This is a genomic window from Larsenimonas salina, assembly GCF_023736155.1.
GTDB lineage: Bacteria > Pseudomonadota > Gammaproteobacteria > Pseudomonadales > Halomonadaceae > Larsenimonas > Larsenimonas salina.
Genome location: NZ_JAMLJJ010000004.1, coordinates 204,829 through 230,787, shown reverse-complemented (window position 1 = coordinate 230,787; position 25,959 = coordinate 204,829). Strand labels below are relative to the sequence as shown.

Here is a 25,959-nt window from a genome sequence, read left to right as displayed (position 1 = left end):
GTAATAAATGCCCTCTGTAGAGCTGGTTTCTCATTGTCAACGCAGGTTGCGAGCCTACTTTTCGGTGAAATTTTAAGTTTCAGTTTTTGGGGATATCAAGATGGGGCAAGTTAACGCTCTTAGATAGATTTAATTTTTTATTATAAGATATTGGGCAAGCATTTCGAGTAGAGGGGGAGGCGGTTCGTGCTTATGAAGTCTGCGCTATTGATTTTTTTAAGCAATACGTTTGGTGTTAGTCAGTAGGTGAATTTGCTGTTTATCTTTGTAAGGTAATAATTTTTGCAAGTATCTGCTTGGGTTTTTTTGAAAGTAGCCTTGATGTGGCTGTTTTATATTATTAGGGTAGTGTGTGTGAATAGTTTTTTGATAAATTTACACATTGGTATTTTTTTTAGATGTGGTATCAAAGTATAAGCCTTTTTTAGGCTCGCTTTAAAAAAGTGCTCAAGCGAGATCGATGCTAGCGTTAATCTAAAGTTTTATATATTGGTTTGAGTTTTTAAAATTTAGCTGGGTGAGCTGACTGGGTTGTAATTATTTCGACAAGAGGTGTTGGTGCATGATAGCTATGTGTTTTAATTGGATACAGCTTGTTTTTAAGTGCTATGCGAGAAAAGTTCTCGGACTGAAGTGTATAGACAGCTTCCAAAGGTGTTGATGCTTTTTTAGCGGTCTTTGCCTAATCTTTGTGATCTGGATATGGTTGTCAGTAGTTCTTTACATTCATGCATGAATTTAATTATGGCTAAAATCTAAATGAAAGGAAGAAAACTTTTAGTTACCGAACGGTTCCCTTTACATTATTTTGGCCCAGTCTTTGACGCATTGCTTATTTGGCTCTCAGGGATGGCGGCTTATCAAATAAGGCTGGGAAGTTTCGAGCTGCATGAAAGATACCAGTTAGCCCTAATGGTCACTGTGCTGTTGGTTGTACTGCTTAATATATTAAGACAAGCTTATGTTAGATGGAGAACCACCTCGTTGATAACGCTTGTTTTTAGACTATTGATAGTTTGGATTTTGGTTGCTATTGCTGCTGCGTCATTAATTTATTTTGCTCAGGCGGCGCATCGCTATTCAAGGCTGTGGCTTGGAATGACATTAGCCATATCTTTTGTTTTATGTTCCCTCTCTCGTTTATTGGCCAAAAAAATCCTGTCATGGTTGAGAATACGTGGTTTAAATAGAAGAAAAGTTTTTCTTATTGGGCCGGGAATAATTCTGCGTGATATTACACGCCATATGCGTGAGGAGAAAAGTGCTGGATTTTCCATCAGCGGTATACACCGGCTGAGTCAAGATCCTGGGCCTAAGGAAATGGAAATTATTACTCGCCGTGTAGCTGAGCGACAAGTTCATGAGGTATGGATTTGTATGCCTTTGGCACTGGGTGGTGTCGTTAAATCTCTTATGCATTCCTTGAGATATCAAACTGTCGAAGTTCGATTCATACCTGAGTTTTCCGACCTCCCTCTTCTGAACCACAGAGTGAGTCAGGTAGTAGGTCTCTATGCTATAGATTTAAGCGTCAGTCCCATGAGCGGTAATGCGCGCATTATTAAGCGATGTGAGGATGTTTTATTAAGCTCTTTGATCATGACGTTGTGTCTTCCTCTTTATATTGCAATTGCAATTGCTGTTCGTTGTACGTCTACGGGGCCAGTACTTTTTAAGCAATATAGAACAGGATTAAGTGGGAGAAGATTTAAGGTTTACAAGTTTCGGTCAATGTATGTGCATGATGAGCCTAGTGGAAATGTTACTCAAGCAGTTCGAAGAGATCCTAGGTTTACTCCCGTCGGTGCCTTTCTTAGAAAAACATCGCTTGACGAGCTGCCTCAGTTTTTTAATGTTCTACAAGGTCGAATGTCGATCGTGGGGCCCAGGCCTCATGCGCTTGTACATAATGAATATTACAAAGAGCTTGTGGAGTCGTATATGCAAAGGCATATGGTTAAGCCGGGGATTACAGGTTGGGCACAAGTTAAAGGGTATCGCGGACAAACCGACACACTGGAAAAAATGCAGAATCGAGTTGAGCACGATCTTTGGTATATCGAGCACTGGAATGTTGGTCTTGATATTTTGATTATTTTTAAAACACTAGTAATTGGTTTTAAGGGGCGAGATGTATTTTAATAACTTAAATTTGATGGTCTTGGTCTGATTTCTGGCGCTTCTGAAAGGCGTTTCACTGTTAGCTAAGCCTTGAAGCACTTCCCCTCGTTTTACGGACAATACGGCCGGTAGAATCAGAATCCTCCTATCGAGTTGGCGCTACCTCAAGCCTATAACTGATGCCCTCATGCCTCTGAGTACCGACACCGGTCAAAAAAACGTAATAGCTTAGCGTTATCGTTTTATGTCTGGTCGATGTTGAATCGTAAATAACAGCGCTTCTTAGGCCTAATCTAGAAAAGGGTAGCCCTTTTTGTTAGAGTTCGGGCATTAAAAGTCTGCTCTTTTTTTCAATTACAATGAGCATTTGTCATGCCTTCGAAGCAAAAACAGCCTCCTTCCGACCTTGGGGTGGCGCTAAAAGCGTGTAGAAACTCCTTCATTTCTGCGGGCGTATTCAGCATGTTCATCAACCTTTTGATGCTGGTACCGCCTCTTTACATGTTGCAGGTCTATGATCGGGTCATCACTACTCGAAGTGAAGCGACGCTGTTGATGCTGACTTTGATTGTAATCTTCCTTTTCGTTGTCATGGGTGGGCTTGAGATCGTGCGCTCCCGCCTTTTGGTTCGAGTGGGTAATCGAATTGATACGCTGGTAAGCGATCGGCTCTATGGGGCCATGTTTCGAAAAAGCCTTCTGACTCCCGGTCAGCAGACCGCGCAGCCCCTCAATGATCTGACAAGTCTTAGGCAGTTCTTGACCGGAAATGGTCTCTTTGCCTTTTTTGATGCTCCTTGGATTCCGGTCTATATCGCTGTCCTTTTCATGTTCAATGTGTGGTTCGGTGTATTTGCCATTGGTGCGGGCGTGATTTTGTTCGCATTGGCCATCACCAATGAGTATGCCACTCGGAAACTTCTGGCCGAGGCCAGCAGTGAGCAGATAAAGGCTCAGGAGCTTGCCAATTCCAACCTTCGCAATGCCGAAGTGTTGCACGCTATGGGCATTCTCCCCGGGATACGCCAGCGTTGGGCCGCTCGCCATCGAGAATTTCTGATCAAGCAATCCTGGGCCAGTGATCGTGCCGGCACTCTGTCCAATGTTTCAAAAGTATTAAGGATGTTATTTCAGTCCTTGATTCTAGGATTGGGTGCGTTGCTTGTAATCGACGGTTTGATCAGCCCCGGAATGATGATCGCAGGTTCCATTCTGATGGGGCGCGCTCTGGCACCGATCGATCAGATGATTGGTGCATGGAAAGGATTTGTAGGCGCCCGAAACGCCCATGAGCGCCTGCAAACGTTGCTCAACGACATCCCTGCTGAAAGCGAAAGAATGTCACTGCCTGATCCGACAGGGCGGGTGAGCATCGAAGGCATCGCCGCAGGCCCCCCGGGGGCAAGAATGTCGACCATTCGCGGTGTGCAGTTCGAAGTAGGTAAGGGGGAGCACATTGGGGTCATCGGACCTAGTGCTTCAGGTAAGTCGACGTTTGCCAGGGTTCTCCTTGGGATCTGGCCTACCCAAGTCGGCAAGGTTCGTCTGGACGGGGCCGATATCACTCAATGGAATCGCCATGAACTAGGCCCCTGGATCGGCTATCTGCCCCAGGACATCGAACTGTTCGATGGCACCATTAGTGAAAACATCGCGCGGTTTGGTGAAGTGGATGCCCAACGTGTGGTCGAAGCCGCTCAGCGTGCTGGTGTTCATGAAATGATTCTGCAGCAGCCCGATGGCTACGACACCTTCATATCGGCTTCTGCCGGTGCACTTTCCGGTGGTCAAAGACAGCGCATCGGCCTGGCGCGTGCGCTCTATGGGAAACCGGTACTGGTTGTGCTCGATGAACCCAATTCCAATCTGGATGACAGTGGTGAAAGGGCTCTTGCCAAAGCGATTGCGGTGCTCAAGGAAGAAGGTACTACCGTTTTTGTCATCTCGCATCGCACCAGTGTACTTAGCAGCATGGACAAACTTCTTGTGCTCAAGGATGGGCAGGTCAGCATGTTCGGCCCACGGGATGAAGTACTAAACCGCTTTGCTCGCCAGCGTAAACCCGCTGATCAAGGCAGCAAGCCGCCGACATCTCTTAACGAGCATGGTCGTAAATCAGTCTCGGGGCACGCTTCAAAAAGCTAAAGACCGGCGAGTTCCTGTCACCATTTCTGTAAGTTCTGGAGTTTCCTTTCATGGCAAATGATGTTGTTGCTGGCAGCCAGACCTTTCTGGAAGGCAACCGTACGCCAGGTAGTCAGGGCAGTTCGGGCAGTCAGCGCCCTGAACTGCCTACCAGTGACCGAAAGGTGAAATTGGCCGGTATTATTATCCTGCTGGTCGCCTTTGGGGGGTTCGGACTGTGGGCTGCCTTGGCCCAGCTTTCCATCGCGGTTGTTGCCAGCGGGACTGTCTCGGTTGAAAGCTTTAAAAAGACGGTGCAGCACCTTGAGGGCGGTATCGTTGATCAAATCAATGTGCGCGACGGCGATCATGTGGAAGCAGGCGATGTGTTGATGGTACTGGATGGCACCCAGTCCCGCTCTCAATATGATATCGCACGTGCCAACTGGTTCATTGCCAGCGCTCAGGAAGCCCGGCTGCTTGCAGAACAGCAGGGGAGCGACAGCATGACCTTTCCGGATGAGCTAACGAAAATGGTGCAGAACAATGATCGTTTTCAGCAGATCATGGCGGTTCAAAAAAGTCTGTTCTTCTCGCGTCGTAGTTCACTGAAAAGCGAGATCGCTGCCCTTAATGATCAAATTCAGCAATATCGCGAACAAATCGATGGTCTGACAAAAACCATCAGTATCGATCAAAAACGGATCTCTTCCTTGAGTAGTGAAGTGGAAGACTACCAGTCGCTCTTCAAGGAAGGGCTTGGCAATAATCAGCGTATTCGCGAACTTCAGCGCCAAGTCCTGCAATCTGAATCCGAGACCGCTCGGGCACGGGCACAAATCGCGCAGTTAAAATCCCAAATTAGCGAAAACCGCTCGCGTATCGAATCTCAACAACAAAACTATCAGCAGGAAATTGGCGAGCAATTGCGCCAGGCACAATCTCAGATCTCCGATTCACGTGAGCGCATGGTGGCCCTTCAGGATCAAGTGGGTCGTACTGATATTAAGGCTCCGGTCAGTGGCACTGTCGTCGGCCTTGATATTCACACCATCGGTGCCGTGGTTCGGGCCGGTGAGCCCATCATGAGTATCGTGCCTGCCAATGAAGGCTTCATGGTTGAGGCGCGCATACCTGCTCAGGATATTGACAATATCTACCGTGGCCAGTCGGCCGAAATCCGTTTCAGCGCCTTTAATCAGCGCCGCGCGCCAGTGGTTGATGGTGTGGTGGATCACGTCTCGGCAGATAGCTTTGAAGATGAAAACACCGGCTCGCGTTATTACAAGGCACTGCTTCAGGTCTCGGAGGAAGGGCGAGAGCAGATGACCGAGAATATGCAGCTACTCTCCGGCATGCCCGCTGAGATCATGATTCAAACGGGTGAGAAAACGCTCTTCGATTACTTGATGCAGCCTGTAACCGATATGCTCAACCGCTCCATGCGTCAGGACTGAGGAGAAGGCATGACCCATTTTCGGCGCACATTGTGGAGTATCGGTACCCTGCTTTTTAGCGGCGTGGCACTAACGAGCGTACCGGCTTCCGGCAATGACTTCATGATGCAAATAGACACCGGTGAAGCCAATGGCGCCGTCCAGCTGAATCTCACGAAGCGGGACGAGTCGAACGGTGCGGCGCTGCCCTCGCTATCATCAAGTGAGCAGATGCCGTTGTCGGCCCGAAATGGAGGGTCAAGTCGTCAGACTATTTCGGCGTCGAAGTCGCAGGTATCTTATGCCAATACCGTGCCCTCATTGCCGGTGCTTTTTGCACGCGCGCTTGAAAACGACGCTTCGCTGACCAGTCAGCGCCTCCAAGCCGAGGCGACAGGTCTGGAAGTGCCCATGGCATGGGCGCGTCTCAAGCCACAGATCGATGTTACGGTGCTGCGCAGCTATACCGAAAGCGACAATATCTACACCGACGGCAATCTAAATAGCTGCGTGCAAAACCCCGAGACGGGCGAGCCGGCGGCCGGGTCCGAGTTCGAGCGCCGTTGTGAGGGGAGATCTACTGACACGACACGTCAGATCAGGCTCTCTCAGCCCCTGTTTTCAATGGAGCGCATTCGTCAGGTTCAAAAGGCCAACCGTCAGCGCGATGCTGCCGAGCAACAGATTGTGGTCAATGAGAGAGACCTGGCGCTGGAGACGGCCGAGGCCTATCTAAATGCCTTCTATCTTTCCAGGCGTGTTGAGCTGCTGGCAAGCAAGCGTGAATCACTGGAACTTCAGGTTACTCAGGCGCAAAGAGCCTATGACTTGGGCATCGGAGATCGGATCGACCTTCTGGCGGCGCGCTCCGAGCATGATCGTACCCTTGCCGATATCGCAGCGGCCCGAAACGACTACGATAATGCTCGATCGACTCTGGAACGCCTGACCGGCGTTTCCCCTGACTTTGATCATTTTGCATTGAGCACATTTCCGGACGAGGGGTTTAAAACACCGCCGCCACTCGACCAGATGGAGCCCCTGATCAGCAACAATGCAGAAGTCGTGCTGGCGCAGTCGCAGCTTAAAGTGGCGCGCGCCGATACCAGCACTCGCCAGGCGGGCTATTATCCGGAGGTCAATCTCAATCTGACCTGGCAGGATCGCAACAGCGATGACCCTTATCGGGAAAGCGAGGACAAGACAGCCACCATACAGGCCCGGATGAATCTGTACCGGGGTGGCTATACCAGTACCAGTATTCGTCAGGGAGAGCTGCGCCAACAGGCGGCCATGGCGGACGTCAGTGACGCTCGTCGGCAGTCGCTGGAAAAAATGCGGCAGTATCATCGCAACATTGGTGGAGACATCACCCGTCTTGAGGCGCTTGCTCAATCCATTCGTTCCGGCGAACTCTACCTTGAAGCCGCAGACAAGGGTGCCGCTCTTGGCCTGCGCGATCTGGTCGATGTGCTTGGGGCGCGTGCCGACCTGTATTCGCAGCGAATCCAATACGTGGAAACCTTTCGTCAATTATTATTGGATAGGCTCAATCTTAAAGCTGCCAGTGGTAAGTTAGCTACAGAAGATCTTATTGAGGTGATGCATCAAATTAGCACTATAATAGAAGCAGGAGAGGCAGATTAGAGGCTTTATCTTCTGACGATGTACATTTTGTGTGTGCTGGAATTAAAAAAATACAATTTTGATCGACATTTTTCCATTTGGCAATAAGGTGTAATATCTTAGATTGGTCTAGTTAGGGTAAGGTTTTGATCTTGAGTTGCCATTTTGAAATATTTTAGTCTTTTAAACTTACATTCATGTTGTTCTAACTTCTAAGGGCTATCTTATAGCAGAGGTTGATAACAAAAAATTGTAATTGGGATAGTAAATCTACTTTGTGTATTTTAACATCTTGATATTAATTATATTTTATATAGATTCAAACCTTTTTGTGGTAACTGTCTTAATTCTGTTTTGCGACTCATTGTCATTAGGAGTTTAAATGATATTTCCTGTTATTCTTTCAGGCGGCTCAGGTTCTCGCTTATGGCCAGTATCACGCGAGCATTATCCCAAGCAATTTTTAAATCTCAACTCAGAAACACACAGCTTGCTTCAAGAAACGGCTCTGCGCATCAATGGGCTTGAGAATTGTTGTAGACCAATACTTGTTTGTAACGAAGAACATCGATTCTTAGTTGCAGAGCAAATGCAAAATATAGGTATAACACCGTCATCTTTACTTTTGGAACCAGTCGGGCGCAACACCGCTCCAGCACTGGCACTAGCTGCGCTTTCTGCGCTTGAAAATGATAGTGATCCCACTTTATTGGTTATGCCGGCCGACCATGTTATCCAAGATAACTCTAGTTTTATTAAGGCAGTAAATTTTGGTTTAGAGCTTTCTGAAAATAATAATCTTGTTACTTTTGGTGTCGAACCTCTGTTTCCGAATACTGGATATGGCTATATTCATAAGGCGAGTGAATTAGGTGAAGGTTTTTCAATCTCTTCATTTGTCGAAAAGCCGAATAAGTTAAAAGCACAAGAATATTTAGATAGCGGAGAATATCTTTGGAATAGTGGCATTTTTTTGTTCAGGGCCAAGTGCTATCTTAATGAGCTGTCAGAGTATGCTCCTGATATTTTAAAAACCTGTAAAGAAACTTTCGAACAACGCCAAAAGGATCTTGATTTTGTTAGGTTTAAAGAATCCATATTTTCTACATGCCGAAGCGATTCCATTGATTATGCTGTAATGGAACACACTCGTAATGCTGCAGTGATACCCATGAATCCAGGCTGGAGCGATATTGGTGCTTGGGATGCACTTTATGATCTCAAAGCAAAGCCAGATTCGGATAATGGTAATGCTACGCATGGTGATGTTTTGCTTCGTGAGTGTCGTAATAGTTATGTGCGTAGCGAATCACGACTTGTAGCAGCCATTGGTGTTGATAACCTTATTATTGTTGAAACGGACGATGCTGTCTTGGTTACAGATCGTGCAAGCGCTCAGCAAACCAAAGAAGTTGTAAATCTTTTAAAATCTCATCAACGCTCTGAGTATTTGAACCATAAACATATATATCGTCCATGGGGCTATTATCGTACTATGGTTCTTGCTGATGGATTTCAGGTTAAAGAAATCGTGGTCAATCCTGGTCAACGGCTATCACTACAGATGCACCATCATCGTGCTGAGCATTGGGTAGTTGTGCGCGGTACAGCGCGGGTTACTCTTGGGGAGTTGGAAAAATTCGAAAGTTTTCTGCTTTCAGAAGATGAATCAACTTATATCACATTAGGCAAAATTCACCGTCTTGAGAATCCTGGTAGAATCCCTCTTCGTTTGATTGAGGTGCAAACGGGTAGTTATCTTGGGGAAGATGATATCGTGCGATTTGATGATATTTATGGTCGTACGCCAGATAGCTCTAAAGAAGAAAAATAAATGTCGCTTTCAGATGAAGTTGAAGCTCAAGGGAGCTTATCAAGCATGATTAATCACACTGATGGCGCATTATCGCATTTGCATATATTAACAGCGCATCTTCGCGTTGCTATTGTTCATGATTGGTTAGTAACTAACGGTGGTGCTGAAAAAGTAATTGAGGGATTGCTGGCTGCATTTCCTCAGGCAGATATTTTTACAACAGTTGATGATCTACCAATTCAAAAAAGGCGGTGGCTTACAGGTAAAAAAATAACAACCAGCTTTTTACAAAAGGTTCCTTTTGCTAAAAAACACCATAGGCTTTTTTTGCCATTAATGCCCTTTGCTATCGAGCAACTTGATGTAAATGAATATGATCTGGTTATTTCGTCAAGCTCGGCTGTGGCTAAAGGAGTTGTGACTCATCCGAATCAATTGCATATATGTTATTGCCATACACCCATGCGTTATGCATGGGATATGAAAGAAGAGTATTTAACTGATGCTAATTACCGATCGGTGTTTCTTAGATGGTTTGTAAGATACGCTCTTTATAAAATACGCCACTGGGATTACATTACTGCCGGCCAAGTGGATTATTTTTGGGCTAATTCAAGAAATGTTGCACGAAGGATAAAAAAATATTACAGGCGTGAGAGTGAGGTTTTATATCCTCCTGTTGCTACTGAAAAGATCCCCTTTAGCGCAGCTCCACGAGAGGCCTTCTATCTTGCTGCATCACGACTTGTACCTTATAAGCGTATTGATTTAGCCATAAAAGCCTTTAAAAAAATGCCGCAGCGGAACCTAATTGTAATTGGTTCCGGCCCGGAAGCCGATTATTTTAAGCAGTTGTCTAAAGGCCACGATAATATATCCTTCCTAGGATATTGTGAGGATGATCTGCTGTATGATTATCTTGCTCGTGCACGTGGATTTATTTTTTCTGCGGATGATGATTTCGGCATTATGCCATTGGAATCTCAGGCATGTGGAACGCCGGTAATCGCGTATGGCCGGGGTGGTGCTTTGGAAACAGTTCGTGGTATCAGTGAGTTAGCTGATTCGGAAAAAACAGGCATTTTTTTCAATGAACAAACTGCTGAAAGCCTTTGCGAGGCGGTAGAGAAATTCGAACTTATAGATTTTTCACACATGGCTTGTCGAAGAAATGCCGAACGATTTTCCGGTGAAGTTTTTTTAAGCCGTATCATTACACTATTAGAGGATAAAAGGCTTTTTCAGCCGGCTTGATATGCAGCTCATAGTGAACCTACAGCCCTTGATGGCTCCTCTAACTGGCGTCGGGCATTACACCCGTGAGCTAACTCGAATACTAGTTAGTAAAAATGCTTCTCACGGCATTAACGTGCATGGTCTGGCTGGGCCTAATATTTCACCTTTAAATAGCGAATCATCGCTCTTGAAAGAAAGCCCGTGCTCAAGTGGTTATTCAAGCAAGAGTAAAGCGAATGGCGCGTTAAAGCGATATATGCGTAATCCTCTAACACGTCATGTTTATCGTGCTGCCTTGACTTATCGTTTGCAATGGTACCGGCTTCAAAAACCAGACGCGGCTGAAGCAGTTTATTGGGAACCAAACTTTATTCGGCTGCCCTGGCAAGGAAAAAGTGTTATTACAGTACACGATCTTTCTCATAAACGCTTTCCTGAATACCATCCAAAAGAGCGGGTTTCTTTTTTAAACAGAAACTTAGAAAATAGTCTGAAAAAAGCTGATCGCATTAATGTAGTATCTGAATTTACTGCTGAAGAATTAACAACACTTTATGGTATTAACCAGGGGCGCATAGATATTGTACCTCCTGGTGTTTCAGAGCGTTTTTTCTACTCAAATGTTATTGATCAGCAGCGTGTGATAGCTAAATACCAAATGCCTTCGCATTATTGCTTGAGTGTTGGAACGCTTGAACCTCGTAAAAATTTGAATCGTCTTATTGAGGCTTTTTTAACACTTCCACCAGAGCAACAACGTTATTGCCCTTTGATATTGGTTGGAATGCAAGGATGGGGAGATGCTATTTCTCCTGAAGCATCAAAAGCGATTAATGCAGGACGTATTCGGTTATTAGGTTACATTGCCGACGAGGATTTGCCAGCGCTTTACGCTAATGCCACTTTTTTTGCTTATCTTTCATTATATGAAGGATTCGGCATGCCTATCGTTGAAGCCATGGCAGCAGGAGTGCCTGTTATTACTTCTGATCGAGGTGCTACTCGTGAAGTTGCTTCAAGCGCAGCTTTATGTGTAGACCCCGAAAATATTGAGGAAATTAGAGCGGCAATGATACTACTCTTAGAAGACAATAATAAATCTAAGCAGCTTATGTATGCCGGAAAGGAGCGTGCAGGCCAGTTCAACTGGCATCATTCATTTGAGCTTTTGGTAAGCTCATTAAAACGAGTTTAAAATATTAAATGCTTGATCGTTTTTGTAGAATAAAAGACAGTTTGCCTGTTATCTTGCACCTTACGCGGCAGGATCTAATCGAGAGGCATACCGGTTCGGCGCTCGGCGCTACATGGACCTTTATCGCTCCACTAGTTAATATTTTAGTATTTGTTCTGGTTTTTTCTCGCATTATGGGGGCACGGCTTGAAGGATTTGGAGTTGATATAGATCAATACGCTTACAGCATATATTTGATTAGCGGTGTGTTGGCGTGGACAGCATTTGCAAATGGTATCGCCCGAATAACAAACCTTTTTAGAGATCATCGGCATCTCGTTACTAAAGTGAATCTTTCTTTGTTTGCTATGCCACTTTCTGTGATTTTAGCTGAGGCTATAGTTTATGCTATTAGTATGGCTTTTTTTATAGGGTTTTTGCTGATAATTGGCTTTCCTCTTTCCTTTTATTTTTTATTAGTACCTGCAGTTTTCCTGTTGCAATGCTTGTTTGTCTACTCGTTAGGGTTAGGTTTGGCAATACTTTCAATATATTTAAAAGATGTCAAGGAAGTTGTTGCTGTAGTTTTGCAAGTTTGGTTTTGGGTGACGCCAATTGTTTACGTTACTGATATTTTACCTTCTTGGGTAATGCACTGGATGCACTTTAATCCTTTCTTTACTTTGGTTGAGTCTTACCGTTCACTTATTATGCTCCATAAAGTGCCGGATTTATTACCGATTTTTCTATTCACGCTGGCAACCTTATTTGTATTAGGGCTTTCAGTTTGGCTTCTGAAGCGCACTGAGCGTGATTTAAGGGACTGTCTGTAGGAGATTGAAATGATAGAAATCAGACGCCTCGAAAAAACGTTTAAATTATTTGATCGGCCTCTTGATCGTTTTCGGGAGGCCGTTACCGGTCATGTACACCATAGCTGCTATAAAGCACTCGATGATATTTCCTTCAGTGTTTCTCCGGGAGAGGTTCTCGGAGTTCTGGGCCGTAATGGTGCTGGCAAATCGACCTTGCTCAAATTGATAACTGGTGTGTTATTACCAGACAGTGGTGAGATTGAAGTTGATGGCAGAATTACTGGTCTTCTGGAACTGGGGACAGGATTCAACCCTGAGTTAACTGGCCTTCAAAATATCATTGCCAACGGCCTGATGCTTGGCATGAGCCATGCTGAAATCGAAGAACAACGTAACGAAATCGTCGAATTCTCAGAGCTCGGTGCCTATATAGATGAGCCACTTCGCACCTATTCCTCGGGAATGACTATGCGCCTGGCCTTTTCGATCGCGATCCATGCTGACCCACGTTGCTTTTTGGTCGATGAAGCTCTGTCAGTCGGGGACGGTTATTTTCAACAAAAATGCATGAAAAAAATCCGCGAGTTCAAGCAGCGCGGTGGCTCCATTCTTTTTGTATCGCATGATTTAAACGCTGTAAAAATGCTGTGTGATAGAGCGCTGGTCATCGAAGGGGGAAGCATTGTATTTCAAGGAAGCCCTGATGATGCGGTTAACGTATATAATCGCATCATGGCACGTCAAGCCGAAGAAGAAGAGGGGCGTCGAGCCGACCGTGACCAAGGGGCCTATGGTAGCGGCGAAATACAGATAATCCAGGGAAAAGCTACGGGACGTGAAAGTTTGGCAAGTTCAATTTCCAGCGGTGAAATGCTGGATATTCAATTGGAATTAGAGGCCAAGAAAAGCATTGAAGAGGTGACGCTGGGTTTATTAATAAGAGACCGCTTCGGTCAGGATATATTTGGTTTTAATACCTTTCAGTTAGGGGAAACACTATCATTTGCAGCTGGCGAGCGTCGTTTTATTCGAATCAGTATTTGCGCTGATATTGCCCCTGGTAAATATACTCTAACTGCAGCACTTCATAGCCGTGAGCATCATCTTGATGATTGTTACTGGTGGTGTGATGGCTACCTGCAGTTTGAAGTTGCCGGTTTCAAACATAATATCTTTTCTGGTGTTTGCCGTCTGCCTATCGAAATGGTTACAGACACAGTAAACAAGTCTTGAAAGGCCGGCTATTTTATCGCAGATCAGGAACAACCCCATGTCGCAGACATTTAATGATATCGATGGCCTTGTTAATCGACTCAAGGTTGTGGCGCGTCAAATCGATACACAATCACCTAGTAGTGAACCTCCGTCATATACATGGCGCCATTGTTTGAATGAGCTCAGCGAAGATGCTTACAAGCAAGACGTTTTAAATCTACATCATCCTTGTTTCGAGGAGCTTTTTGCACCTCATCTAAGTGATGAGCTTTTTATTGATCGTGCGTATCAGATATTGATGGGTCGTGCAGCCGATAGCGGCGGTATGAACCACTACCTAGATCTCTTGCCGCGCGCCGGTAGGCTTTACATCTTGGCTGTTTTGCTTTGCGCGGATGAAGCGCAGGCGTATCTAGCTCGAGAAAATGTCGTTATTCCGCGTCGAGGCGCATTGACACTGCCCTTCAGGATCGCCGGAAAGTTCGGTCCACTGAGGCGAGGAGTGCATGTTGTCCTACGCCCCATTTATCGCATGGCCTCAATTGCGATACGTCCACGTTTGCGTCTGCTTGCGCGCCTTTCATGCCTGGAGGTTAAAGAGCAACGCAATGGCGAATTAATACGCGATATTTTGATAGAGCTTGATGGAGAAACACAGCGTCTACTTGCAACGCTCGAGTCACAGGGCGCGCAACTTGGTTCTTTTGAGCATGAGCTCGATCAGCAGAAACATATACTGTCCGAGCAGGAGCGTTATCAGGCAGCGCTTTGGAGCGCACTTCAGCACCATCGTCGTGCCGTGGAAAAACTGGCGTCCTCTGAAAGTGTTGTCAATACATCAGAGCAGTCAACCCAATTGTCACAGGACTTGATTGACGCATGGTACCTTGCATTCGAAGATGCCTGTCGTGGCAGTGAAGATGCGATTGCTGTCCATCTTCGTAAATATCAACCGCAGCTTGATATTGCCTTGGCTGCCGGAAATAAGGCGCTTGATCTCGGCTGCGGGCGCGGCGAATGGTTAGCGCTGTTAACCGAACAAGGGTTTGACCCTCATGGGGTTGATCTCAATATTGCCATGATCGATCACTGTCAGCATGCGGGCTTTTCAGTCGAGCAAGGCGATATTATCGAATGCCTGCGGCGCCAGCCAGATAACAGCCATGCGCTTGTCAGTGGCTTTCATATTGCTGAGCACCTGCCATTTGATGTGTTTTATACGATGGTAAATGAGGCTCACCGCATTCTGGTCCCCGGGGGCGTCCTAATACTTGAAACGCCCAATCCGGAAAACGTGCTGGTAGGCAGTCATACCTTTTACCATGACCCCACCCACCGTAACCCGCTGACTCCAACTGCCGTCACATTCATGCTGCGCTACCACGGTTTTTCAAGCGTCGAAGTGCTGCGATTCAACCCCTATCCCGAAGAGGCGAAAGTCCCGGGGGACGACCCTCTGACAGCACGTGTCAATGGACACCTTTGTGGTCCTCAAGATTTTGCTGCTGTTGGCCTTAAGCGTGCACCGGTGAAAGAGGGCGAGGCTTCAGACAACGAGATGATGGCCAAACGTGCTGATCGGGCGCTGGATGACGGGGAGGTGTCGGTGTGAAAATCTTGCTGACGGCCAATTTGGTTCCCTTTATGCGTGGAGGCGCCGATTATCACATAGAGGGTGTGGCGCGCGCATTGCGCGAGCAAGGCCATAGTGTAGAGCTGCTTCGTTTTCCCTTTCGTTTCCAGCCAGAGGCTGAGATCGAGCGTTTGATGGCCTATGTTGAAAGCCTCGACATGACCGCACCCAATGGCGTGTCGATCGATCGAGTCATCAGCCTTCAGTTTCCAGGCTATGGTGTGAATCACCCGGATCATACCGTTTGGGTCATGCACCAGCATCGAGCCATGTACGAGCTTTGGGACGAAAAACAGGCAAACGCTGAACAGCGTCATCTTAAAAGCGCCGTTCATGCGTTCGATAACTGTCACCTCTCTAAAGCGCGCCGGTTGTTCGCCAACTCACGCCGGGTTGCCGAACGTTTGCACACTTACAATCAGCTCGAAGCACGGCCCTTGTACCACCCTCCGTATAATGCCGAGCGCTTCTATTGCGATGAAGAGTGGGGTTATGTGTTCTGTCCCAGCCGGCTGGAAAGCCTTAAACGGCAAGATTTGTTGATTGAGGCAGCCCGTTACCTTCAAACCCCTGCCAAGATACTGATTGCCGGAGAAGGGGGGCAGCGTGAACGCTACCGTCAGTTGATCGAACAACACGGGCTGGATGATCGTGTTCGTCTACTGGGTGGGTTTAGCGAGGAAGAAAAACTTGCCTGGTACGCACACGCCATGGCGGTCTTCTTTGGCCCATATGATGAAGATTACGGCTATATCACGCTGGAGGCCATGCTGGCCGGCAAGCCGGTGATTACCTGTAAGGACAGCGGTGGTCCGTGCGAATTCGTATCTCATGGTGAAACCGGCTGGATCGTTGCGCCTGAGCCGCAAGCCATTGCAGCGGCGATCGATGACGCTTGGCATAATCGCGTGCGTTCAGCTGAAATGGGGCGGTGTGCGACTGCCGCATATCACCGAGCTGGCATCAGTTGGCAGCAGGTCACCGAACAACTCATTGGAGGGAAGAGATGAAAATAGCGCTGGTGGCACCAAGCGCCGTTCCCTTCACTGTCGGCGGTGCCGAAAAGCTTTGGTGGGGGCTTTTGCAGAGCGTCAATCAGTTCAGCGGCCACCAGATGGAACTGATCAAGATACCGAGTCCTGAACGCACCTTCGTTGAGTTGATGGACAGTTATCAGCGCTTTTCCGAGCTTGATTTAAGCCATTTCGACCGTGTGATTTCAACCAAGTATCCGGCCTGGATGGTTCAGCACCCAGACCACCATCTGTACCTGCAGCATACCCTGCGTGGGCTTTACGACACTTACCCCTGGCCCGAGCGTGCAGTACAAGATCCTTTCACGCCCGAGGCGTGGCCCGGGGAAAAAGGGCAGCGCAGCATTAAGGTACTGCGACACCACCCAAGCCTTAGGGCGCTAAGGGTACTGCTACACGCGCCGCCCGAGCGTGCCCAGCTACCGGAGCTTTTTGGCCGAGTACAGCGTCTGGCCACTGAAAGCACGCTTCCGGCTAACGTGCGCGCAGCATTGCTTGCATTTCCCGGTCCACTGACCCGCGCCATCGTCCATCATCTGGACGCCATTGCACTGGCGCCTCATGCAATAAGTCGCTACGCCGCAATTTCTCGCAACGTCACCGAACGCGTCGATTACTTTCCCGAGGGCGTGCCAGTCAAGGTAATCCATCACCCCTCGGACCTCCCGCTTTTTGAGGGCGAAGGCCGCGACTATTTCTTCACGGTCAGCCGCCTTGATGGCCCTAAACGACTCGACCTGCTGATTCGCGCCTTTTTGCGTACAGAACTCGACATGGAGCTGCGCATTGCGGGTACTGGGCCCATGGAGCACGAGCTGAAAGCACTCGCTGCGGAGGATGATCGCATACGCTTCTTAGGGTTTTTGCGCGACTCAGAGATTATCGAACACTACCGCGATGCCCTTGCCGTGCCTTTTCTGCCCTACGATGAAGACTACGGCTTGATTACCGTAGAGGCGATGGGTGCGGGCAAGCCGGTGATAACCTGTTGTGACTCCGGTGGTGTCAACGAGTTCGTGAAACACGGCATCAGTGGCTGGAGTGTTGCGCCGGAGGCTCACGCGCTGGCAGATGCGTTTGTTGAAGCCGCCACCGACCGTGCCACGACTGCGCGCATGGGGGAACACGCTCAAAAGTGCGTTGCCCACGTCAATTGGCACAACACCGTCCGCGAGCTGCTCGATGATACGCCCCATGACAGTGAAGCAGACCGCGCCGATTCAGCGTTTCCCATAGTCGTCAGTGGCCGTCAGTCAGCGGCCAAGGTCAAGGCAGCAGCGCACTGGCTGGTGGTCAATACCTACTCGGTTTACCCGCCCATGGGCGGTGGACAAAGTCGCATGTACCATCTCTACCGGCACATTGCCGCTGAGCTTGGCGTGCAGATTACCCTACTTGTACTGAGTGACAACGATGACCAGGCCGGCCGACGAGAAATTGCCCCCGGCCTCTTTGAACACCGCATACCGTTAACCACGGCGCAGCGTACTCAGCGACAGTCGCTGGGGCGGGTCTTAAGTGCCTCGGTAGACGATATCGCCGCCATTCATGGCTGGCAGCACAACCCGGCATTTATCGACGCGCTAAAACACTACAGCACAAGCACAACGCTCGCGCTCTGCGCTCATCCCTATCTGGTGCATGCCTTGATGGCGCACTACCACGGTCCATGGCTTTATGAAGCACACAACGTTGAACTTGACCTCAAGCGGGCCATTATTGCTCAAGCACTGGAGAAGCATTTACCGGAAGCCGAGGAAGCCATCAAGGCGGTGGATGAGGCCGAGCGTCTTGCCTGCCAGCAAAGTCATACTATTCTGGCCTGTTCAGAAACAGATCTTCAATGCTTTCGGCATCGTTATAATCTGCCGGCTGACAAGGGCGTGGTCATCGCTAACTGTGCCAACATCGAACAGCTGCCCTTTATCTCCATGGCCGCTCGGTATCGGTGGCAGCAGCGATTGGGCCAGCACCGCCGTATAGCCCTGTTTCTGGGAAGCTGGCATGGGCCAAACCTCGAAGCCGCTGACTTTATCTGCCGGAACCTGGCGCCGCACCACCCGGAAGTCCTTTTCTATCTGGCCGGAAGTCTCTGTCAACACCCTGATTTTCTCCATCTACCTCCGAATGTGCGCTCGCTGGGTCGAGTCAGTGATGCCGAGCTTCAGGTACTGCTGGCCAGTGCCGACGTGGCGCTCAATCCCATGTTCAGTGGTTCCGGCAGCAACCTCAAGATGCTGGATTACACTGCCAGCGGCGTACCGGTATTGACCACGCCTTTTGGCAATCGGGGGCTGGACTTTGATGAACACCAACTATGGCTTGCCGAGCGCGACGCGTTTTCCGCAACTCTGCGCGCCTTGTTGAGTGCAGATGACTGTGAGCGCGACACGCGGGTGACTCATGCGCGTGCGCGCACCGAGGCATGCTTTACCTGGCCTAGCGTCGTCGGCCACCTTATTGGTGTCATACCTGATGATGCAGTATCTGGCGTAGCGCCGACCGCCTGATCGCATGCCTCTCTGGCTGGGGGCGCGCATACGCCTCACGCTATTTTGCAACGTGTACCCGCTTGCGCCCGAAGCATCTACGCACGTTGCTGTGCCAGTTGACTCAACGTGGTTGTCTTATACGCCTCCCCCTTATGCGGCAGAGCGTCGCATAAGGGGAGGGCGGCCATTGCCCCGTCTCAAATGCCCTATCGAATCTTGGCCCCGCTGCCTCAATCTGAACATTCCGCAAGCATCACCCGCTGGTTTAGGCGATGCAGTCGATACCTCTCTATGCGTACTGCCATAAGCACGAAGCTTGGCAAGCAATCTGTTTTAATATTCATTAAGTCTGATATAGTTTTATATTCATTTTTTATGATTTTAAGACGTCAGTGCCAAATTTTTTTAAACCTTAGGATAATGGACTGACTGTATTCATCCTTATAAGGTTTATTAAAAGTAAACGCTTAAGTAGTTGATAACGCTAGAAAATGTAATTTTTTGAAAAAAGAATACATATATGCGTGGATTTGAATGGTTTTTTTTGCTTTATTTGATTCGGAGTTAAAGCATGAAAAAGCATCGTTATTCTAGGTAAAGAAAAGTTGACGAAAATAGCCAACTCTCATTACATTAGTGACGTTCCTTAACTAACAGGACTGGTAAAAAAGACTGATGATGTCTTTTTCCTGTAATAGATCCTGAGTGATGATGGAATCAAAAGAAGCGGGTTTGAGCGCTCAAGCGGTGATGCGGCCGGTGCTTGGAAGCCGGCTATTTATAAGCTAGGAGACTATAGTCAATGGCAACAACAGAATCTCTCAACTACGTCCAATCTCTTTATGTGGCCTATTATGGCCGTCCTGCCGACAAGGAAGGCCTGGAATTCTGGGCTGACCGCGCCGATGCGGAAGGCAATGCTGCCATCGTTAACGCATTTGGTACGTCAGAAGAGTTCACCGAGCTTTCAAGCGGTTTGTCCAGCCAAGAGCTGATCACCAACCTGTATCAGCAGATGTTTGGTCGCAGCGCTGAACAGGAAGGTGTCAACTTCTACTCCGATTTGCTCGAGTCTGGTGAGAGCTCTCTGGCACAGATCGCTGTATCCATCATGGCCGGCGCCCAGGGCAACGACCGCATCGTGCTCAACACCAAAGAGCGCGCGGCCGACTACTACACTGAAAACGCCCCAAGCTACGACGCTGACAGCGCCAAGGCTTTGCTTTCAGGCATCAGCGGCGAGGATGCGGGTGCCGACTTTGATGCCGCGATCCAGCAGATCAATGACATGCAGGACCTCAGTGGTGTTGCCGCCAATTACCAAACCCTCCAGACCGCTGAAGCGTCTTTGGATCTGGCGAATCAGAACTTCACTTCGGCGCTGAATGATCTCGAGAACTCCTCACTGTTTGATGCCTACGACAATCAGGATGGCAGTGATGCTGATGATCTAGAGGCTCAAGACGTTACCGACTACCTGAAAGACCAGCAGGTCGAGCTGCAAACCTCGCTCATCAACGATGGCACCGATGCCGAGCTTCAGCAGGCCGTGACTGACGCCGCCGCCGCGGTTCGTGCGGTTGATGGTAAATTCAATGCCGATGGCACCGCTGGTGGCACGCTCTCCGCCAGCCAGCTGTTCTCCAACTACCTCACGGCGCAAACTGCGCTTGAAAACGACGTGAGCGCCGACGGCTCTAACGTAAGCCTGGCAGCTGACGTGAATGCAGCCATTGCGGCGTATCTGGCCAACAATGACGAGATTGACTCTAGTCCCGGTGGTAGTGCTACAGTTTTAGGCGACATTCAGACCGCGGCGGAAACTTATCTGGGTGACCCTTCCAGTGATGTTAATGCTGATGCCTTCCTCGACGCCGTAGGTACCGCCTATGACAACGTGTTCAGCGGTACCAATGACGCAAGCATTCTGGCCGACGGCGCCACGGGCGACAGCGTTGAAAGCCTGCTGACCACGCTTGACCAGCGCAACGACCTGGCAGACGCGGCCGCAGATACCGAGAGTGCTATTAACGACGCTACCTCAACTGACGGTGAGTTCGGTGAGTATCAAGCTGCAGTAGATGCGGTCGAAGCGCGTGAAACCCTGCGTGAAAACATCGAAACCGCCCAGTCTGACCAGGCCACGCTGCAGGCAGCTGAAGACGCAGTTGAATCTGCGGAAGACGATGTTGAGAGCGCACAGGATGATCTGGGCTTTGACGAGGTTGATCTCAACGGCGCAGGGCCCTTTACAGGTACAAACAGCAGTGCAGATCTGTTTGTCTTCGATAAGGAAGCGACGGAAACTTCCACTGTCACTCTGGAAGACAACGACGCGATTTATCTGGGCAGCGGCTATACCCAGGGCTCCTTCGATGCCGACGGTAACGTCGACGGTGACGACAGCATGCTCGAGTACTTCTTTAACGAAGACAGCGGTGTCCTGACGGTTGAGACATTCGCCGACGGCGACACGTCCAACGTCGACCTGGCTCTGACCTCTGACGGTACTGTTCCAATCACCGGTATCTCCGTAACCGACGACGGTGTTGTAACAGTCGCCTGATTGTTCTGGTACGTATAACGGTGTTAACCGTAAAACCCTCGGCTTCGGCCGGGGGTTTTTTCTGTGATAAGGAGCTGACCATGGCCAATCCGTTCATCATCAGCCCGATGAAATGCCGTGGGCTTGGGTGGCTGCCCTCCCACACACTGGACTTTGCCGCCGATCAGCCGTTGGTGCCTTTGCATGCCGGCGAAATGGCCGAGGCGGCCTTCAGCATGCCCTTGGCCCTGGCAAGCCTTGGCGGTACCTGGCAGCTGGTGGGTGTGTGCGGCCTTACTTCCGAGCGTAATGTGTTTATCAAACAGGGGCAGTGGTTGGGGCAGTACCGGCCCCAGTGGCTGACCACCTGGCCGTTTGATGTGTTAAAGGCCGGGGACCGGCGCGTGGTCACCTTCGATCAGGCGAGCAATCTGTTGAGCGAGCAAAGCGGAGAACCATTCTTTGATGACAAGGGCCAGCCCTGCGGGCGAACCGCAGAAATCATCGCCACCTTGAAGGCCAGCTGGGGCAAGCAGCAAACGACTCAGTCGGCGGTGGCGGCGCTTTATGAGGCGGGCCTGCTTACGCCGTGGCCCGAGTCATTGCAGTCCCGTGTGGGCATGACCATGCCAGAGGTGCACATGGTAGATGAACGCCGGCTGGCAGCGCTGGATGACACCGCGTTTTTGAAGCTTCGAGCCTCGCAGGCCCTGCCGGTGGCGTACGCGGTCAATCTGTCGCTGTCGCAGGCGCACCTACTTGCCAGAATGGCTCGGCACAATCCGGGCACCGAGGCCATGCAAGAGGGCTTTGAACGTCTGTTCGCTGACAATGACGATCTAATCTTCGATTTCGATCAATAAGCACATGTCCCTGTGTCTACCTTGCACCGTCAATGCTCGGTGCTCTGTTCTTTGGCATTTTAATGCATCCACCCTCGCGCCCTGCCGAGCGTTTTCTGGAACGCTCGGCAGGGCGTTTTTCAAGGGGTGCCTTGATGCTCGTTATTGCTTTTCGCACCCCGGTCGTTGCCAGGCGTTGGCGGCATGAGCGCCTGGGCGACGTATCAAAAAAAGCGTGTCATTTCAGTGGGTGGGCAACGCATGGTGTGATCTGTCAGGTCTTCAGGGGCCGGTGGCCAGGCCGTTAATTCCAGTATCACCGCCGTGCATTGCCATGGTGGTCGTTTCCCCCAAACAATGCATCGTATCCAGAAAGGCGAGCAGCCTATTGGGCCGTTGCTTTTTGCTCGAGGTAGATGCTGATGACTACCGTCACGCGGTATAACGATCAATTCATATCCCATGTCGGGGATGGTTGGGATGGTGTCGGGCTGGTTGCGACGGCCTCAAAATTTGGTTCTGGCTCGCTTTTGATGGGCGGGCGCGCGGTTCTTACGGCAGCGCATGTCGTGGAGAACAGTGCAGGCCCGGTACGGGTTGCCTTTGATACCCCGTCAGGGCGCCAGTGGCTGCCGGTCGAGAGTGTTCATCTGCATGCAGACTACAGCGAAGCTCGGTTTGCCAACGACCTGGCGCTGCTGTGGTTTGGTGAAGCCGCACCTTTATCCATACCGCGCTACACCTTGTACCGTGGCAGCGACGAGTTGTCACAAGTGGCAACGTTAGTGGGCTACGGCATCACCGGCACAGGAGAGCAGGGGTATGTCACCGGGAGTGGCGGCGTGCGCACCATGGTACAAAACCGCTTGGATACTACGCAGGATGCGCTCGATCAAATGTGGGGGCCGCGGGCGCCGGTGGGGTCACAGCTTCTGAGTGATTTCGATAACGGAACAGCGCGCTACGACAGTTTTGACCGATTACTCGGGCTAACCGACACGGGGCTTGGGCGCGTTGAAGGTTTGATTGCGCCGGGCGACAGCGGCGGGCCCGCATTTCTTGGGGGTAAGATTGCAGGCGTGGCCAGCTATACGTCTCAGTATATGCTGCAAAATGGCGAGCGCCTTGATGTCAATGCCACTCTGGATAGCAGTTTCGGTGAAGTAGCGGCCTGGCAACGTGTCAGCCATTATCAAACGTGGATCGATGAGACGCTCGCGCGGCTGGAAGGTGATTTAACAGGGGCGGTCGACCTCTCGGCGACTGATGCCGAGAACATCACGCTGCTGTACGCGTCGGCGTTGGATCGGCGGCCTGAGGAAGCCGGGCTGAATTACTGGGTGGACCAGTCGGCAGGCGGTATGCAGCTGACGTCGATTGCCGGCGCCTTTGCAGATTCTCCTGAATTCATGATTCGCTTTGGGGCCAGGGATAATGCTGGGTATATCGAACGGTTGTATCTCAATTCGCTGGATCGCCACCCGGATCAGGCCGGATTCGATTACTGGCGTGATGCCATGGACAACGGGGTCACTAAGGCGGAGGTGCTGCTGGGGTTTGCGCTCTCAGAAGAAAATCGAGGTAATACTCCTTGGCTGGAAGACCTTTACTACGATGCTGAAAACATGATTTGGACGCTGGCTGATGAAGCGTTGGACGATACCTTTGCTCAACCGCCGAGCGCATTAGCAGTGGCTACGGTAGGTCACACGTTAGACCATGGTTCGATCGATACAGTGTGAATCGCCATGGAGCGACTGCCGCGGTTCGCAGTGGACGTCATCCGGATGCCTTTATCGAAGTTGCAAAGTAATACGGCTTAAAGATCCTCACGATGCACGATATTGCTCGTTTCTACGGATGGGGTCAGAGAATGGTGTTTTTGGGTCGCTCCACTATTGTTGGCTGCGCTGTAGTGTTTGAATGTTTCTGAAAGCGCCCATGCAAGCGTCGGGCCAAGAGCTACCCATTCAATCTTTTGCCTTTGCCGACTAAATAACGGTCTTTTTCCTGTCCCGCATATGAAACGCCACAATAGGATCTCATCCTTGATCTATTGGCTCGGGTTTCTGGGGGCGCATCGGGCACGCTGCTTGTTCGAATGTATGTAATATCAATGCCCCCTGGTTGACGGCGCCAGGTTGAATTGGAACGGAATTGACGAGCGAGCCTAATGGATCAGCCGTAAGAGTCGACCCTCGATAGAGTGTCTTTCATGCGTTGAATGAGTATAAGTGGCTTTTCTAAATTTTTGCTTAGCCGATTTTAGAGCAGTAAGGCCTTTTGACGTACAATTTTTTGATAGATCATTGTTCTATATTAAACACGCTAATTGAAACCGGGATTGCAGGAGGCCTTAGTGACCATTAATTCGATATTGTCTGAGTCAGGCGTGACGTTTGGCACCAGCGGTGCGCGGGGGCTTGTAGAGCACTTTACAGACGACGTCTGCGCCGCGTTTACGGTTGCCTTTCTGACCTTGATACGTAATCAAGAAGGGGCGTCGAAGGTTGCTATCGGGTTTGACCGTCGCCCGAGCAGTCCAGCCATGGCCGCAGCCTGTACCGCGGCAGCGCAGGCCTTGGGGATCGAAGTCACTGATTATGGCATTTTACCAACGCCGGCACTGGCCCTTCAGGCAATGACCGATGGCGTGCCTGCCATCATGATCACCGGAAGTCATATTCCCTTTGATCGTAATGGAATCAAGTTTTATCGACCACAGGGTGAAATTACAAAACAAGACGAGAAACTGATTCTTGAAAGTTCAGCAGAGCTTCCTGCTTTGGGTGTTCCCGCAAGGCAAGTCGAGAGTAATCAGGCCCGCACACGTTACGTCACACGTTATGTTGACTGGTTTGGACGGACGTCGTTAAGTGGCAAGCGGGTCGGTCTTTATCAGCACTCGGCAGCGGGGCGTGACCTGAATGTGCAGGTCTTGGAAGCACTCGGGGCTGAAGTCATTGTGCTAGGTCGTAGCGAGGCGTTTGTACCGGTTGACACAGAGGCTGTTGGTGATGAAGACCGCCATCAGGCGCGCCGTTGGACGCATGAACACAATTTGGACGCCTTGCTGACCACCGATGGCGATGGCGATCGGCCATTGGTAGCCGATGAGCAGGGGGAGTGGCTGCGCGGCGATATTTTGGGGCTTCTGTGCGCGCGTGAGCTGCAAATACAGGCACTGGCCATTCCGGTAAGCTGTAATAGTGCTGTTGAGGCCTGCGATGCTTTTGATGAGGTCGTACGCACACGTATCGGCTCCCCTTACGTGCTTGAAGGTATGGGCCAGCTGTCAGCGCGCCATCAGCGCGTGGCCGGCTTCGAGGCTAACGGCGGTTTTTTATTGAATACGCCTTTGGAGCAGGGGTGCAAACGTATGACGGCGCTACCGACTCGAGATGCATTGTTACCCGCGTTAAGTCTTATGATATTGGCGGCAAGAACCCACCGCTCCATTTCCAAGCTAGTGGCTGATTTGCCGGAGCGCTTCACGGCCAGCGACCGCTTGAAAGAGTTTTCAACAAAACTTAGCCAAAGCCTACTGGAGCGATGGCGTCTGGATTGGTCTGCAATGGGTAGTGAGCTGATGCTTGAATCAGCGATTAAAGACATGGATACGACTGATGGTCTTCGGGTCATACTTGAAAATAGGGATGTGATCCATTTACGCCCTTCGGGTAATGCGCCTGAATTGCGATGCTACGCTGAATCGTCGACCGCGCTTAGAGCAGAAGGGCAAGTAGAGCGCACATTAATTAAGCTGGATACGATGCGAAGCTGATCTGGTGATTTGCCCTCAATATACAAACGGGCAAGTACTTTTAATATGACGCTTTAGATACATCTA

The 25,959-nt window shown here is 49.8% G+C and carries 16 protein-coding genes; all 16 read left to right on the top strand.

Annotation, left to right across the window (positions count from 1 at the left end; genetic code table 11):
* Positions 1-759 precede the first annotated feature (759 nt).
* The 16 genes from NAT23_RS09970 to NAT23_RS09895 all read left to right on the top strand — a co-directional run bounded on the left by NAT23_RS09970 (position 760) and on the right by NAT23_RS09895 (position 25,893).
* Positions 760-2,142, top strand: coding sequence for an undecaprenyl-phosphate glucose phosphotransferase (locus tag NAT23_RS09970; RefSeq protein WP_251927914.1), 1,383 nt, complete (start codon positions 760-762; stop codon positions 2,140-2,142).
* A gap of 351 nt (positions 2,143-2,493) precedes the next feature.
* Positions 2,494-4,266 (top strand): type I secretion system permease/ATPase, encoded by a 1,773-nt coding sequence (locus NAT23_RS09965; RefSeq protein ID WP_251927913.1) that lies wholly within the window; start codon positions 2,494-2,496, stop codon positions 4,264-4,266.
* A gap of 50 nt (positions 4,267-4,316) precedes the next feature.
* The gene (locus NAT23_RS09960; RefSeq protein ID WP_251927912.1) at positions 4,317-5,702 is read left to right on the top strand and encodes an HlyD family type I secretion periplasmic adaptor subunit; all 1,386 of its coding nucleotides are present in this window, start codon (positions 4,317-4,319) and stop codon (positions 5,700-5,702) included.
* A gap of 9 nt (positions 5,703-5,711) precedes the next feature.
* Positions 5,712-7,328 (top strand): TolC family protein, encoded by a 1,617-nt coding sequence (locus NAT23_RS09955; RefSeq protein ID WP_251927911.1) that lies wholly within the window; start codon positions 5,712-5,714, stop codon positions 7,326-7,328.
* Positions 7,329-7,689: 361 nt separating this feature from the next.
* A complete protein-coding gene (locus tag NAT23_RS09950; RefSeq protein WP_251927910.1) occupies positions 7,690-9,141 on the top strand; it encodes a mannose-1-phosphate guanylyltransferase/mannose-6-phosphate isomerase in 1,452 nt (483 codons plus the stop codon).
* Positions 9,142-10,377, top strand: coding sequence for a glycosyltransferase (locus NAT23_RS09945; protein ID WP_251927909.1), 1,236 nt, complete (start codon positions 9,142-9,144; stop codon positions 10,375-10,377).
* Between the two features lie 13 nt (positions 10,378-10,390).
* Positions 10,391-11,554 (top strand): glycosyltransferase family 4 protein, encoded by a 1,164-nt coding sequence (locus NAT23_RS09940; protein WP_251927907.1) that lies wholly within the window; start codon positions 10,391-10,393, stop codon positions 11,552-11,554.
* An 8-nt stretch (positions 11,555-11,562) separates the two neighbouring features.
* Positions 11,563-12,366: an ABC transporter permease gene (locus tag NAT23_RS09935; RefSeq protein ID WP_251927905.1), complete on the top strand. Its 804-nt coding sequence runs from the start codon at positions 11,563-11,565 to the stop codon at positions 12,364-12,366.
* A 9-nt stretch (positions 12,367-12,375) separates the two neighbouring features.
* The gene (locus NAT23_RS09930; RefSeq protein WP_251927903.1) at positions 12,376-13,581 is read left to right on the top strand and encodes an ABC transporter ATP-binding protein; all 1,206 of its coding nucleotides are present in this window, start codon (positions 12,376-12,378) and stop codon (positions 13,579-13,581) included.
* A gap of 37 nt (positions 13,582-13,618) precedes the next feature.
* The gene (locus tag NAT23_RS09925) at positions 13,619-15,175 is read left to right on the top strand and encodes a methyltransferase domain-containing protein (protein ID WP_251927901.1); all 1,557 of its coding nucleotides are present in this window, start codon (positions 13,619-13,621) and stop codon (positions 15,173-15,175) included.
* Positions 15,172-16,206, top strand: coding sequence for a glycosyltransferase family 4 protein (locus NAT23_RS09920; RefSeq protein ID WP_251927899.1), 1,035 nt, complete (start codon positions 15,172-15,174; stop codon positions 16,204-16,206). Before NAT23_RS09925 ends, NAT23_RS09920 begins: the two co-directional genes overlap by 4 nt.
* A complete protein-coding gene (locus NAT23_RS09915; protein ID WP_251927898.1) occupies positions 16,203-18,740 on the top strand; it encodes a glycosyltransferase family 4 protein in 2,538 nt (845 codons plus the stop codon). Before NAT23_RS09920 ends, NAT23_RS09915 begins: the two co-directional genes overlap by 4 nt.
* A 784-nt stretch (positions 18,741-19,524) precedes the next feature.
* Complete coding sequence (locus NAT23_RS09910; protein WP_251927897.1) at positions 19,525-21,288, top strand: DUF4214 domain-containing protein; 1,764 nt, start codon at positions 19,525-19,527, stop codon at positions 21,286-21,288.
* A gap of 80 nt (positions 21,289-21,368) precedes the next feature.
* A complete protein-coding gene (locus NAT23_RS09905; RefSeq protein WP_251927896.1) occupies positions 21,369-22,130 on the top strand; it encodes a SapC family protein in 762 nt (253 codons plus the stop codon).
* 401 nt (positions 22,131-22,531) lie between these two features.
* Complete coding sequence (locus tag NAT23_RS09900; RefSeq protein ID WP_251927895.1) at positions 22,532-23,851, top strand: DUF4214 domain-containing protein; 1,320 nt, start codon at positions 22,532-22,534, stop codon at positions 23,849-23,851.
* Between the two features lie 617 nt (positions 23,852-24,468).
* Positions 24,469-25,893 carry a phosphomannomutase gene (locus NAT23_RS09895; protein WP_251927894.1) on the top strand — a complete coding sequence of 475 codons (1,425 nt, stop codon included), beginning with the start codon at positions 24,469-24,471 and terminating at the stop codon, positions 25,891-25,893.
* Positions 25,894-25,959 lie beyond the last annotated feature (66 nt).

What these genes read in the sequence shown, in the direction of transcription:
- NAT23_RS09970 (WP_251927914.1), top strand. Translation starts at nt 760, where the DNA reads ATGAAAGGAAGAAAACTTTTAGTTACCGAACGGTTCCCTTTACATTAT.
- NAT23_RS09965 (WP_251927913.1), top strand. Translation starts at nt 2,494, where the DNA reads ATGCCTTCGAAGCAAAAACAGCCTCCTTCCGACCTTGGGGTGGCGCTA.
- NAT23_RS09960 (WP_251927912.1), top strand. Translation starts at nt 4,317, where the DNA reads ATGGCAAATGATGTTGTTGCTGGCAGCCAGACCTTTCTGGAAGGCAAC.
- NAT23_RS09955 (WP_251927911.1), top strand. Translation starts at nt 5,712, where the DNA reads ATGACCCATTTTCGGCGCACATTGTGGAGTATCGGTACCCTGCTTTTT.
- NAT23_RS09950 (WP_251927910.1), top strand. Translation starts at nt 7,690, where the DNA reads ATGATATTTCCTGTTATTCTTTCAGGCGGCTCAGGTTCTCGCTTATGG.
- NAT23_RS09945 (WP_251927909.1), top strand. Translation starts at nt 9,142, where the DNA reads ATGTCGCTTTCAGATGAAGTTGAAGCTCAAGGGAGCTTATCAAGCATG.
- NAT23_RS09935 (WP_251927905.1), top strand. Translation starts at nt 11,563, where the DNA reads ATGCTTGATCGTTTTTGTAGAATAAAAGACAGTTTGCCTGTTATCTTG.
- NAT23_RS09930 (WP_251927903.1), top strand. Translation starts at nt 12,376, where the DNA reads ATGATAGAAATCAGACGCCTCGAAAAAACGTTTAAATTATTTGATCGG.
- NAT23_RS09925 (WP_251927901.1), top strand. Translation starts at nt 13,619, where the DNA reads ATGTCGCAGACATTTAATGATATCGATGGCCTTGTTAATCGACTCAAG.
- NAT23_RS09915 (WP_251927898.1), top strand. Translation starts at nt 16,203, where the DNA reads ATGAAAATAGCGCTGGTGGCACCAAGCGCCGTTCCCTTCACTGTCGGC.
- NAT23_RS09910 (WP_251927897.1), top strand. Translation starts at nt 19,525, where the DNA reads ATGGCAACAACAGAATCTCTCAACTACGTCCAATCTCTTTATGTGGCC.
- NAT23_RS09905 (WP_251927896.1), top strand. Translation starts at nt 21,369, where the DNA reads ATGGCCAATCCGTTCATCATCAGCCCGATGAAATGCCGTGGGCTTGGG.
- NAT23_RS09900 (WP_251927895.1), top strand. Translation starts at nt 22,532, where the DNA reads ATGACTACCGTCACGCGGTATAACGATCAATTCATATCCCATGTCGGG.